The 12,536-nt window shown below is 62.7% G+C and carries 11 protein-coding genes; all 11 read left to right on the top strand.

Annotated features, from left to right (window positions below; translation table 11 throughout):
- The first annotated feature begins 35 nt into the window (after positions 1 to 35).
- The 11 genes from BB28_RS22600 (at position 36) to BB28_RS22550 (ending at position 12,531) form a co-directional block, all read left to right on the top strand.
- Positions 36 to 1,235: an AI-2E family transporter gene (locus tag BB28_RS22600; RefSeq protein WP_046255141.1), complete on the top strand. Its 1,200-nt coding sequence runs from the start codon at positions 36 to 38 to the stop codon at positions 1,233 to 1,235.
- 9 nt (positions 1,236 to 1,244) lie between these two features.
- Positions 1,245 to 2,420 (top strand): MacS family sensor histidine kinase, encoded by a 1,176-nt coding sequence (gene macS / locus BB28_RS22595; RefSeq protein WP_046255140.1) that lies wholly within the window; start codon positions 1,245 to 1,247, stop codon positions 2,418 to 2,420.
- Positions 2,421 to 2,461: 41 nt separating this feature from the next.
- Positions 2,462 to 3,094, top strand: a complete 633-nt coding sequence (locus BB28_RS22590; protein ID WP_046256098.1) for a response regulator — start codon at positions 2,462 to 2,464, stop codon at positions 3,092 to 3,094.
- 493 nt (positions 3,095 to 3,587) lie between these two features.
- Positions 3,588 to 4,445 carry an MlaE family ABC transporter permease gene (locus tag BB28_RS22585; RefSeq protein ID WP_046256097.1) on the top strand — a complete coding sequence of 286 codons (858 nt, stop codon included), beginning with the start codon at positions 3,588 to 3,590 and terminating at the stop codon, positions 4,443 to 4,445.
- A gap of 1 nt (position 4,446) precedes the next feature.
- Positions 4,447 to 5,304, top strand: a complete 858-nt coding sequence (locus BB28_RS22580) for an MlaE family ABC transporter permease (protein ID WP_046255139.1) — start codon at positions 4,447 to 4,449, stop codon at positions 5,302 to 5,304.
- Positions 5,305 to 6,873 (top strand): MlaD family protein, encoded by a 1,569-nt coding sequence (locus BB28_RS22575; protein WP_046255138.1) that lies wholly within the window; start codon positions 5,305 to 5,307, stop codon positions 6,871 to 6,873.
- The gene (locus BB28_RS22570) at positions 6,870 to 7,928 is read left to right on the top strand and encodes an MlaD family protein (RefSeq protein WP_046255137.1); all 1,059 of its coding nucleotides are present in this window, start codon (positions 6,870 to 6,872) and stop codon (positions 7,926 to 7,928) included. The genes BB28_RS22575 and BB28_RS22570 overlap by 4 nt, the downstream gene beginning before the upstream one ends.
- Positions 7,921 to 8,967, top strand: a complete 1,047-nt coding sequence (locus BB28_RS22565; RefSeq protein ID WP_046255136.1) for an MCE family protein — start codon at positions 7,921 to 7,923, stop codon at positions 8,965 to 8,967. The genes BB28_RS22570 and BB28_RS22565 overlap by 8 nt, the downstream gene beginning before the upstream one ends.
- Positions 8,964 to 10,091 carry an MlaD family protein gene (locus tag BB28_RS22560; RefSeq protein WP_046255135.1) on the top strand — a complete coding sequence of 376 codons (1,128 nt, stop codon included), beginning with the start codon at positions 8,964 to 8,966 and terminating at the stop codon, positions 10,089 to 10,091. The genes BB28_RS22565 and BB28_RS22560 overlap by 4 nt, the downstream gene beginning before the upstream one ends.
- A complete protein-coding gene (locus BB28_RS22555; RefSeq protein ID WP_046255134.1) occupies positions 10,091 to 11,284 on the top strand; it encodes an MlaD family protein in 1,194 nt (397 codons plus the stop codon). Before BB28_RS22560 ends, BB28_RS22555 begins: the two co-directional genes overlap by 1 nt.
- A complete protein-coding gene (locus BB28_RS22550) occupies positions 11,281 to 12,531 on the top strand; it encodes an MlaD family protein (RefSeq protein ID WP_046255133.1) in 1,251 nt (416 codons plus the stop codon). Before BB28_RS22555 ends, BB28_RS22550 begins: the two co-directional genes overlap by 4 nt.
- Positions 12,532 to 12,536 lie beyond the last annotated feature (5 nt).

Raw genomic sequence — 12,536 nt, 5'->3', positions numbered from 1 at the left:
TCGCGCAAGCGGCTCATCGCGGCTACGCTCGGCGCATGACGCACGCTGACGCAGCCGAGTCGGTTCATCCGTATGTGCGCAAGGGGGCGGCATGGGCTTGGCGCCTGCTGGTGCTGCTTGCCTTCGGGCTCACCTCATTGTGGTTGTTCTGGCATCTCAAGACGATCACCATCCCGTTGCTGCTCGCCCTGATGGGTTCGGCGCTGCTGGTTCCCACGGTCAACTACCTTGAGCGGCATAAGGTTCCGCGTTCGCTGGCGGTCGTCGTGGTCATGCTGACCGGTACGGCGGCGGTCGGCGGGATCCTGACTTTTGTGGTGGACCAGTTCATCAAGGGTTTGCCGGACCTGTCGACACAGCTGACCAACAGCATCGAGTCACTGAAGAACTGGGCGATCCATAGTCGGTTCCACGTCAGTGAGGATCAGATCGGCAAGGCCGGCGATGCTCTGGTCAACGCCATCAAGGACAACCAAGGGAGGGTCACCAGCGGGGCGCTGGCGACGGCGACCACGGTCACCGAGATCATTACCGGTGCGGTGTTGACCTTGTTCACCACCATCTTCTTCCTGTACGGCGGCAAGGAGATCTGGGAGTTCGTCACCCGAATCTTCCCGGCGGCGGTGCGGCCGCGGGTGCGTCGTGCCGGTGTCCTCGGCTTCGGTTCGCTGATCGGCTATGTGCGCGCCACGGTCGCGGTGGCCCTGGTCGATGCCATCGGTATCGGCGTGGGCCTCGCGGCTTTCAGTGTGCCGCTCGCGCTTCCACTGGCCTCGCTGGTTTTCCTGGGTGCATTCATCCCGATCATCGGTGCGGCGATATCCGGGTTTGTGGCGGTATTCATCGCACTCATCACCAAGGGAGCCTTTACCGCGTTGATGATCTTGGTCATCGTGATCGTGGTAATGCAGGTGGAAGGCCATGTGCTGCAACCGCTCATCATGGGCCATGCGGTGCAGATCCACGCGCTGGCGGTGGTGTTGTCGATCGCTGCGGGCGGCGTACTGGGCGGGATCATCGGCGCACTTCTGGCGGTCCCGACCGTTGCGGTGCTCAACACCGCGATCCGGGCCCTCATCGAACCCGAGGATTCCGCCGATCCGTATCTGGTTGAAGGAGAAGAGGAAGCGGAAATCCTCGACCCAGAGATGGTGCCGGACGGGGGCCCGCCCGCGGTCGGCGCCGGTCCAGGCAACGGTGTGCCGGAATTGGGCCCGGCTCCGCCCAAGGACTGACGGACCGTTATGGCATCCGGACACGGAACCGTCCCACGTTGGGTGAGCGGTAACGATCCGACGGCATCGCTGTGGCGTGCCGCGCAGGTGTTCCGACTGGCGAGTTTCGGGTATGCGCTGTTGGCTTCACAGCTGACCTCCTACACCCATTACGACCGGCAAGCACTGAGCTGGGCACTGTACGCAGGCATGGCGATATGGACTGGATTCGCGGCAGTTGCTCTGTCGCGCAACTGGTTCCGTCGCTGGCAGCTGGTGCTCTGTGATCAGGTGGTAGTCATCGCGCTGATGCTTGCCGGGCGGCTGGTAGTCGATGTGCAGTGGTACAGCGGACATCAGACGCTGCCGACCACGCTGTGGGTGGCCAATGCGGTGGTGTCCATGGCGCTGCTGCGCGGGCAGCTCGCCGGCGTCATATCGGGGTTCGTTCTGGCCGCCATCAGCATCGCCGCGCGTGGGCTATCCGTCAGTGCGCTGTGGCTCGATTCCACCATGCCGGCCTTGGTGGTGGTGGGGCTTGCACTTGGCGCCGCATCGACCACTGCGAAGCGCACCTTCCATGAGCTGCGACGCGCGGAGCGTGCGGCCGCAGCGGCCATCGAACGCGAACGGCTCGCACGGCAGGTACACGACGGGGTGCTCCAGGTGCTGTCCTACGTGAAACGGCGAGGCACAGAGATCGGCGGTCCGACAGCGGAACTGGCCACCATCGCAGGCGAGCAGGAAGTGGCGCTCCGGGAGCTGATCTCGGGCGCCACTCAGACGATGTCGGCCGACGACGAACTGGTCGATCTGCGTCCACTGCTGCGTACACAGGCCAGTACCGCGGTCTCGGTCTCGGCGCCGGGCTCTCCGGTGCTCATCGGTCAGCACATGGCCAGCGAGCTGGCGGCCGTGGTGCGTAGCGCGCTGTCCAATGTGGCCTTGCATGCCGGGCCGCAGGCACATGCCTACGTGCTTGTCGAAGATCTCGAGGATTCGGTGGTCGTGACGGTGCGCGACGACGGCAGTGGTATCGCCGACGGCAGGCTGGATCAGGCAGAACGTGAGGGGCGGATGGGGGTATCCCGATCGATTCTGGGTCGGGTAGCTGATCTGGGCGGGGCTGTCCTGCTGGAGACAGCGCCGGGCGCAGGCACCGAATGGGAGATCACGGTGCCCAAGTCGCAGGAGGCGGGGTTGTGACCGAACATCCGGAAAACATTGACAGCGAGCAGATTTCGGTGATGGTTGTCGATGACCATCCCATGTGGCGCGATGGGGTGTCTCGCGACTTGCAGGCTGCGGGGCTGCGGGTTGTGGCCACTGCCGACGGGGTTGCCTCCTCTGGACGGATTGCCGCGACAGTGAGACCCGATGTGGTGCTGATGGATATGCAGCTGACAGACGGTGACGGAGCACAGGCAACCGCCGCAGTACTCGCGGCCTCTCCGGGGAGCCACATCTTGGTGCTGTCGGCTTCGGCTGAACGCGAGGACGTGCTGGAAGCGGTCAAAGCCGGAGCCACGGGGTATCTGGTCAAGAGCGCGTCTGCCACCGAGCTCATCGATGCCGTGAAGGCGACGGCCAAGGGGCAGGCGGTATTCACTCCGGGGCTGGCCGGGCTGGTGCTCGGAGAGTTTCGGCGGATGTCGAGCGCTCCGGCGACCGAGAGCGACGACACGCCGCGGCTCTCCGAACGGGAAACCGAGGTACTGCGTCTGGTGGCGAAGGGCTTGAGCGCCAAGCAGATTGCCACGCGGTTGTCGCTGAGCCACCGAACCGTCGAGAACCATGTGCAGTCAACCCTGCGCAAGCTGCAGTTGGGCAACCGTGTGGAACTCACGCGGTACGCCATCGAACACGGACTGGACGAATAGGGCTCTCCGGCGTTCGTGCTTCCACCGGTTAGTGTCGGCGCGCGCTACTTCAGCAAACATTGACAGATCAGCGCGACTGTGACCTGCGGCTCCCGGACCCGCGTTTATGGCTCAGAACGCAATGATCGAGACCGCACTCCGCGGACGGCCAGCCAAGGATGGCGCGTCCGTTGAGTAGGCCTGTGAGCGGGCACACGTTATGCCAAAAGGGCTTTTCACCAATGTAATTCGGCGCGTTGAACGCGCGCTTCGGGACGGTCCCGGCCGCACATGACCATTACCTGTGACCCACGACACAGTACACCGATCGGTGTGATTTAGGATATTACCAACTGTTAAATTAACGCTTCATCATCTAGCGTCAACGCACATTGGCGCCGCAGCCCTTGGCGCCCAGCGAATATCGGGTCGACGAGGAGTCTGGAATGCGTGGTGCGACGATTCATGCGTCTGGTCCCACTGGACTAGGGGTGGCGCTGCGCCAGTGTCGGCCGTGAGCGGGTCGGAAACCGGAGTCGCTGCGGGAGACGGCGTCGCGGCAATCGAGGACTGGGCGACCGGGTACGTCAGGCGTCACCCGCTGGAATCCTTGAGCACGGTCGGTGAGCAGTTCATGCTGGGCGTGCGCACCATTCAATGGTTCTTTGTCGACCTGTTCACCGGGCAATTCCAATGGCAGGAGTTCGTTCGGCAGGGTGCATTCCAGGCCGCGACGGCCGTAACGCCGGTCATCCTGGTGACACTGCCGATCGGTGTCACGCTGTCGATCCAATTCGCGCTACTTGCAGGCCAAGTGGGTGCGACTTCGTTGGCGGGCGCCGCCAGTGGCATCGCGATCATCCGCCAAGCGGCCTCGCTGGTCGCCGCGGTGCTGATGGCCTCGGCCGTGGGTTCGGCCATTACCGCAGACCTGGGCTCGCGCACCATGCGTGAGGAGACCGACGCCATGGAGGTCATGGGTGTATCGGTGATCCGGCGGCTGGTGGTGCCCCGCTTCGCGGCCGCCATCATGATCGCCGTCGCGCTCACGGCAATCGTCTGCTTCGTCGGGTTTCTCGGCGCGTACCTGTTCAACGTCTACTGGCAGAACGGTGCGCCGGGCAGCTTCGTGTCCACGTTCGCCTCGTTCGCGACGCCCGGCGACATGATTCTGGCGGTTCTGAAGGCGATCATCTACGGCGCCATCGTGGCGGTGGTGGCGTGCCAGAAGGGTTTGTCCACCAAGGGTGGACCCATCGGTGTTGCCAACTCCGTCAACGCAGCGGTCGTGGAATCGATCCTGCTGCTGATGATCGTGAATGTCGCCATCAGCCAGCTGTACATCATGCTCTTCCCGCGGACGGGGCTGTGACATGACGGTATCCAGTTATCTGTCACCACGGTTCCGCCCATTCGTCCTTGTTTACAACAAGATTCGCGCATCTATGGCCCGATTCGGCCACATGGTTGCCTTCTTCTTCAGGGCTTTCGCCGGTGTTCCGGTGGTGCTGCGGCAGTATCGCAAGGAGTTCCTGCGGCACCTGTCCGATATCGCCTGGGGCAATGGCTCGTTAGTGGTGGGTGGAGGAACGGCCGGGGTGGCATTGGTCCTCGGGATCACGGCGGGCGCACTGGTGGCAATCGAGTCATACAACTTCCTGGACCTGCTGGGTCTGGGACCGGCAACCGGCATCATCAGCTCGCTGGCCAGCACACGAGAGCTGGCGCCGATCATGGCGTCGTTGGCGTTCGCGATGCAGGCGGGCTGTCGGTTCACCGCGCAGCTCGGCTCGATGCGGATCGCGGAGGAGATCGACGCGATGGATTCGGTTGCCATTAGACCGATTCCGTTCCTGGTGACCACCCGCCTCATGGCATCGATCATCGCCGTGATCCCGCTGTACGTCGCGTGCCTGGCCGTCAGCTATCTGTCCTGCCAGGTTATGGTGCAGATTCTCAGCGGGAGCTCGGTGGGCTCGTACCTGCACTACTTCGGCATCGGTGTCAGCGGTATCGACGTCGTGTACTCCGTCATCAAGACCGTCGTGTTCGTGTGGTTGGCCTCAACTATCCAGTGCTACTACGGCTTCTACGCAAGCGGCGGCCCTGAGGGCGTCGGTATCGCCGCCGGGCACGCCATGCGTGCAGCCATCACCATCGTGATCGTCGTCAACATGCTGCTCACCATGGCGCTCTGGAGTGTTGACGCCGGCGCGAGGCTGGGTGGCTAGATGCCAAACTCCTTCGAAGTGGACGGCCGGGGGCCATCCGAGAGGCAGCTGCTCACCATGGCCGCTGTCACGCTCATCGCAATTGTGACCCTCACCGCGACCATGCTGCTCAAGTCTGCCGGCCGCCTCGACGATTACCTGCGCGTGGTCGCCGACCTGACGAATGTCGGGGATGGGCTGCCGCAGAAGTCGGACGTGAAGTACCACGGCGTACTGGTCGGCGAGGTAGACGACGTCACCCCGGCCACCGGTAACAAGCCGAACTTCGTACACATCAACCTCAAACCGCAGTACGCCAAGGCAATCCCGGCGACCGCAACCGCCCGCGTGGTGCCAAGCAATGTGTTCGCGGTGTCTTCGGTGCAGCTTGTTGACCGTGGGCCGGGTGCGCCCATCCGTGCTGGAGCTCATATCGCCGAAGACCAAGAGTTGCCCACGGTGCTGTTCCAGACCACCGTGAGCAAGTTGCGTGATGTCCTCAATGCGACCGGCCGTGGTCGCGAGGACAATTCAGTGGGCATCCTCGCGGCGGTGGCCGCCGCTACCGACAGCCGCCGCGTCAAACTACTCACCGGCGGTGCCCAGCTCAACCGGCTGATTACCCAATTGAACGAGGTCGTGGCGACGGACTCGGGCCCTTCGACAATCTCGGCACTTCTCGATGCCACCGAAGGCCTCAAGCAGACTGCGCCCGATCTGTTGGATTCGCTACATCAGGCAGTGAGGCCGATGCAGACGCTCGCCGAAAATCGTGAGCAGCTCACAAGTCTGGTACATGCGGGGCTGACCACGGTGGGCACCACCAAGCAGGCTTTCGATAACCATACCGACCAGTTGATCGGTATCACCACACACATGACGCCCCCGATCGGTGTCTTCGCCACTAATGCCGACAAGTTCGTTCCGATCTTCCGGAACATGAACAAGCTGTCCCGCAACTGGTTTGAGCAGATGTGGGTGGCAGATCGGGACCTGCCGCATATGCCAATCGCGGTGACACTGGCTCCGAGCTACACCTACACGCGTGCGGACTGCCCGCGGTACGGGGACGTGAAGGGGCCAAGCTGTTTCACCGCTCCGGAACAGGTGGTGCGACCGGATCTGCCCGAGACGTTGCTTCCGCAGAACTACAAGGTGCCACCGAATCTGCAACCGCCTCGTGGAACGGTGGTAGGCCCCAACGGAAATCTGGTTGCGGTGGGCCCGCCGTATGTGGTGCCGCCGGGAGGCCCGAATCTGGTGGACCCCAACCCGCCGCTGCCGCCCTGGCACCCCTTTCCGGAGCCGCGCGTTCCGGGCACCCACGATCCCGATGATCTCGAGCCGCCTCCGCCGCCCCAGGCGCCACCGATTCCGCCCGCGCCGGTAGCTCCCGGCGCACACGACAGCGGAGGCGCGCCCATCGTCCCCGCATCGTTCGGCGGGAACGTCGGTCCTGTTGGTAGTCAGCAGGAACGGGATCAGCTCGGCGTGATCACCGGCGGCCTGCGAACTCCTGCCACACAACTGTTGCTTGGCCCCGTGGCCCGCGGGACCGCGGTGTCGTTCGTGAAGGAAGGACCGCAATGAAATTCCGTGGCCCGTTGATCGGGCTGGCGGTCTTCATGACCGTGGCGCTGACACTTGGCTGGCTGGTGTACGCCACGCTGCGCCGCGATGTGGCGGGAAGCACCACGGCGTATTCGGCGGTGTTCACCGATGTCTACGGACTGCGTGACGGTGATGACGTGCGCATGGCGGGGGTCCGAGTAGGCCGCGTGCAGAAGATCGAACTGGTCAACAACGACCAGGCGAGGGTCGACTTCGTGGTCCAGAACGACCAGAAGCTGTACGGCAACACAGTGGCCTCGGTGACCTACCAGAACATCGTGGGTCAGCGTTATCTCGGTTTGGCGCTGGGTAAGTCGGGCGACACCAATGTGCTGCCGGGTGGGTCGACCATCCCGGTGGAGCGCACGGACCCGTCCTTTGATGTGACCACGCTGCTCAACGGTTACGAGCCGCTGTTCAGCACGCTATCGCCCGAGCAAGCCGACAATCTGACCAAGGGCGTCATTCAGTCACTGCAAGGCGATAATGCCTCGATTGTCACGCTGGTTAGCCAAACATCAACTCTGACAAAGACGTTTGCAGGACGTGACCAGGCGCTGGGTAATGCCATCACCAGCCTGAACACCGTCACAGGCAATCTTGCGCAGCAGAACGACAACCTTGACAAGATGCTGACCCAGACAAGGCAGACGGTGTCGGATCTGGATCGCAAGCGGCCCGAGCTGGTGTCCTCGGTGGGCTCGATGGCGCAGTCCATGAGGCGCCTGTCGAAGATCACCGACGAGGTGTACCCCTCGCTTGACGAACTCATTACCCGCCAGCCGGGATTCGGACAGCACGTGGTGAGTATTGAACCGCAATACGCGTTCCTGGGAGCCAACCTGCCGCTCACCCTGAAGGGGCTGTCTCGCTTCTACTCCGAGGGAGCATTCATCAACGTCTACATGTGCGATTTGAACCTCACCGGCTTCTTCCCAGGTCTCAACGACGTGATACCGATCATCGTCAACGCCGCCACGCCCGGAAACGTCGCCCAGCACACCCCACGATGCCGGAACATGGCCAATGGCTGAGCAATCCAGATGGCAGAGGATCAAGAACCGGCCGGTCGAGACGTACAACAAGACCTGGCTCGGATTCATCGCTATCGCGGCAATCGCGGCGTTGGTGGGTGGCATGCTGCTGGTCAAGGCCATGGGCTTGGGCTACACCACCTACACGGCGGAATTCGCGCAGGCCGCCTCGTTGCGTGCGGGTCAGCCGATCACGGTGGCGGGTATCCCCGTCGGGAACGTCACGGCCATGAAACTGGTCGGTGATCATGTTGAAGCCGGGCTCAGCGTCCGAGACGACATCACGTTGGGCAAGGACACCAAAGCTTCGATCCGAGTCACCACCATCCTGGGATCTCGGTACTTGGATCTGCAGCCCAAGGGTGCGGGGGCATTGCCTGGCAAGACAATTGACCTCGCGCATACCGAGGTTCCTTACGACCTGCAGGCCGCGCTGGCCGGGGCGACGAACACCTTTGACCAAGTCGATTTCGACAAGGTGGCTCAGTCACTGAGCATCCTCGGCAAGCAGCTGCAGGGGCTGCCCAACGTGGTACCCGAGGCCATGCAGAACATCCAGTCGCTGTCCTCGGTGATCGCCGAGCGGCGCGATCAATTGGGGACGCTGCTCAAGAGCACCGAAAAGGTGACTAACACCCTGCGTCGCCAGCAGTCCGGCATCGGCGTGCTGATCAACCAGGGACAAGATCTGCTCGGTGAACTCGTGGCCCGCCGCGCCACCTTTCACGCAATGCTGCAGTCATTTACAAACCTCGTTGAGCAGCTCAGCAAGGTCCTGATCAAGGACCGCCCGCAGCTCGACGAGATGCTCAAGACGGCGCGTGGGCTTTCCGACATGTTGGGTAAGCACGACGATCTGCTGCGCAGTCTGTACCCGATTGCGCCGGTCTTGATACGCGGTATCGCCAACTCGACGGGTACCGGCAACGCTATCGACATCAACTTGTCGAATGGCCTGTTGGTCGATTCGTGGATGTGTGCGATCAGTGGGCGCGCCAAGCAATTCGGAATGATCCCGTACTTCAAGGACTGCAAATGATGACAATGGGGGCTAAGCGGAATCGGCTGATCGCGATTGTTGGCACGGTAGTCGTGCTGGCCGCGGCCGTCATCGGCGCGGGTGCGTACTTCGTGAAATCGCAGCTGGATCACATCACGCTGACCGCGCAGTTCGACAACGCCTCAGGCTTGTATGAGTCGAATGTTGTCGCGGTGCTTGGTATGCCGGTGGGACAGATTACGAAGATCACGCCACAATCCGGCTATGTCGAGGTGCAGTTCACGGTGGACAAAGATGTGAAGGTGCCTGCCGATGTTCAGGCAGTCACACTGTCCACCTCGATCCTGACTGACCGTCAAATGGAGCTGTCTCCGCCCTACCGCGGCGGGCCGACTCTCAACGACGGGGACACCATCGGATTGGACCACACCAAGACCCCGGTGGAGTTCGACAAGGTGCTGGGCATGCTGGACCGGCTTTCGTTGTCCCTCAAGGGTGATGGTAAGGGTCAGGGACCGGTGGCCGACATCGTCAACTCGGCCGTCGGTATCGCTGATAACAACGGGGAGAAGATCAAGTCCGGGCTCGGCGAGTTATCCAAGGCGCTGCGCTTGAGTTCCGAAGGTGGAGTGACCACGCGCGAACAGTTGGCCACCATCATCAAGAACGTCAGCTCGCTGTTCGACGCCGCGGCAGCCAACGACGGCAAGTTGCGTGAATTCGCCTCCACTGTCCACCAACTGAGCAAAATGCTCGATGACGAGGCTCTGGGGACCGGGTCCACTGGGCACAAGTTCAACGATCTGGTCAAGCAAGCTGGAGACATTGTCGAGGCCAACCGCGACAACCTCAAACAAACCATCCTCAACTCCAATACTGCGCTCAAAGCGGTGGTGGACAACCAGCGTGAGATCTCTGAGTGGATCGACGTCCAACCGTTGGCATGGGACAACATGTACAACGTCGTGGACCAGGACAACAAGCGGCTGCGTATCCGGTTCATGACCGACCGGCTGCTATTCGAGAGTCAGATGGACAAGGAAATCTGCAACATGATGGGCCTACGTCAATTGGGCTGTGGCACAGGGACGTTACAGGACTATGGCCCCGATTTTGGGCTGACCTACATGCTGGACGGACTCGCGGCGATGGGGCAGAAATGATGGTGGCGCGTAAGGTACTGGCGGCCTCGGCGGTCGCGGCCGTTGCTGTGCTGAGTGGTTGTGCCACTAATGGTCTCGGTGACCTGCCGCTGCCCGCGCCGGGTATCGGCAGTGGCGGATACCGCCTCACGGCGCTGTTCGCCAACGTCCTCAATCTGCCGGACAGTGCGAAGGTCAAACTCGCCGGTGCCGACGTGGGACAGGTCGACGAGATGCACGTGAGCAATTACACGGCGATCACCACGCTGCGCATCTCGGACGGGGTTCGGCTGCCCAAGGGCAGCACCGCCGAATTGCGTTCGGCCACACCACTCGGCGATGTTTTTGTTTCGATCCGGCCCCCAGCGGGGGCACCGTCGGACGGTCCGCTCCTCAAAGACGGTGACACCATCGGTCTGGACTCGACGACCGCCGCCGCTACGGTGGAATCGGTGCTCAGCTCGGCCGCGCTGGCCTCCAACGGGGGCGCCGTGCGCAACCTGACCAATATCGTCAATGGTTTCGGAAAAGCGACCGGTGATCAGGGCCAGGCATTCGGCGATCTGATCAACGACTCCAATCAGCTTCTGGGAAAGTTGAATTCACGCTCAACGGAGATCTCCGACGCCCTCACGGAGACCTCGCAGCTGGCTGACCGGATCGATGCCAAGAACCAGGCTATTACCGATATCGTGACGGCGGCGGGGCCGGCCACGGAGACACTGGCCGCCAATACCGCGCAGCTGTCCGAACTCTTGGTGATGACGGGCGACACCACCAAGCAGTTGCAGAAGTTCCCGTCGATTGCCGGTACCGACACCAGCGGTCGCAGCGTTATCAAGGACGCCAATACCGTTGCGAAGGCATGGAACGACGTGGCGCTGGATCCCGATACCAGCCTCGCTGCCTTCAACCGGATCATGCCCACCGCGATCAAAGCAACCGCCGGAAACTCGCTGTCCCTGACTGCGGGAATAGACCAGTTGGTTCTCGGCTCGATACCCGACGCGGGTTCCCACGCCGACACAGGTCTGCACGGCCCCAAGCGATACAACTGGGCGCAGCTGGTGGGGTCCGTTAAGTACACGCTATGGCGCTTGCAGGAACGCGTCGTCGGCCAGGGTGCGTATGGGCAGGAGGTTCCGGTGCGCCCTAGCCCCACCGAGCCCGGTGTCATCGAGACCATCCCGCCCGTTCCGGGAGGTGGGCGATGATCAACGCGCTTGCCAATGCGCTGGTCGGCGCTGTGCGTGCAGGCCACCGCCAGAAGGCGGCGTTGTCGGGTATAGCTCTGGCGCTGACCATGGTCGTCGCGGTGGTCTATCTGTTCGTAGGCGCGTTGCGCGTCAACCCGTTTGCCTCGACGTATCGGGTGATGGTGCAGCTGCCGGAGTCCGGTGGGTTGCTGCCGAATCAGGATGTGGCGTTGCGGGGGGTCAAGATTGGGACGGTGCAGTCGCTCGAGATTACCCAACAGGGTGTGAATGCGACCGCCGAGATCCAATCCAAGTACCGGATTCCGACCGCGGCAAAAGTCCGCGTGACGGGTTTGTCGGCAGCCGGTGAGCAGTACCTGAACTTCGAGGGCGGGCCCGGTCAGCAGGGCCCGTTTCTGCAGGACGGCAGCGTGATCTCTGAGGGTGCGCAGGTGCCGGTGACGTTGGCCAAGCTGTTGGCCGATGCCGATGGTCTGCTGGCGCAGGTGGATCCCAAGAAGCTTGAGCTCATCAAGAAGGAACTGAGCCTGAGTAAGGAGGGCCCGCGCAAGCTCACCGAGATCATCGACGGCGGCACCTTCTTGTTGAGCACCCTGGATTCGGTGTTGCCCGAGACCACCAGCCTGCTCAAGACCAGCCGGGTGGTGCTCACCTTGGCCGCCGACAAGAACTCGGGCATCAAGGCCACCGCGAACGAGCTGGGCCGCACCCTGCGCGGCGTGGACAAGATGCAAAACGGCTACCGCACCCTCGTCGATCAAACCCCCAAGACCCTGGGCGCCGTCGATGGTCTCTTCGCCGACAACTCCGACACCATGGTCGCGCTCCTGGCCAATCTCGCGTCGACAGCGCAGATGCTGTACGTGCGTACCCCAGCCATTAACGCGTTCTTCCCCAATTACCGGGGCTCGGTGTTCGGTGGCATCGCTGACACCATGCGCGACGGTGGCGTGTGGGCCACGGCGGATCTGTACCCGCGGTACGCCTGTGACTACGGCACTCCCCGAGTACCGCCCTCTTCGGCCGATTTCCCGGAACCGCCTATCTATACGTACTGCGCCAACGACGATCCGGCGGTTCTGATCCGAGGGGCCAAGAACGCTCCTCGCCCCGCGGGAGACGACACCGCCGGGCCTCCTATGGGAGCCGATTTGGGGAAGACCACGGACCCCACTCCTAAGGGGAGGTTCACCATCCCTACACCTCAAGGCGGGCCGACACTACCCATCGCGCCCCCGAGCTGATCCAG

The sequence above is a fragment of the Mycobacteroides chelonae CCUG 47445 genome (assembly GCF_001632805.1).
Classification (GTDB): domain Bacteria; phylum Actinomycetota; class Actinomycetes; order Mycobacteriales; family Mycobacteriaceae; genus Mycobacterium; species Mycobacterium chelonae.
This window is presented reverse-complemented; position numbering and strand designations above follow the sequence as displayed.

Coding starts and splice junctions, on each gene's coding strand:
- BB28_RS22575 (WP_046255138.1), top strand. CDS start 5,305: ATGCCAAACTCCTTCGAAGTGGACGGCCGGGGGCCATCCGAGAGGCAG.
- BB28_RS22600 (WP_046255141.1), top strand. CDS start 36: ATGACGCACGCTGACGCAGCCGAGTCGGTTCATCCGTATGTGCGCAAG.
- BB28_RS22565 (WP_046255136.1), top strand. CDS start 7,921: ATGGCTGAGCAATCCAGATGGCAGAGGATCAAGAACCGGCCGGTCGAG.
- BB28_RS22590 (WP_046256098.1), top strand. CDS start 2,462: ATGGTTGTCGATGACCATCCCATGTGGCGCGATGGGGTGTCTCGCGAC.
- BB28_RS22570 (WP_046255137.1), top strand. CDS start 6,870: ATGAAATTCCGTGGCCCGTTGATCGGGCTGGCGGTCTTCATGACCGTG.
- BB28_RS22580 (WP_046255139.1), top strand. CDS start 4,447: ATGACGGTATCCAGTTATCTGTCACCACGGTTCCGCCCATTCGTCCTT.
- BB28_RS22560 (WP_046255135.1), top strand. CDS start 8,964: ATGATGACAATGGGGGCTAAGCGGAATCGGCTGATCGCGATTGTTGGC.
- macS (WP_046255140.1), top strand. CDS start 1,245: ATGGCATCCGGACACGGAACCGTCCCACGTTGGGTGAGCGGTAACGAT.
- BB28_RS22550 (WP_046255133.1), top strand. CDS start 11,281: ATGATCAACGCGCTTGCCAATGCGCTGGTCGGCGCTGTGCGTGCAGGC.
- BB28_RS22555 (WP_046255134.1), top strand. CDS start 10,091: ATGGTGGCGCGTAAGGTACTGGCGGCCTCGGCGGTCGCGGCCGTTGCT.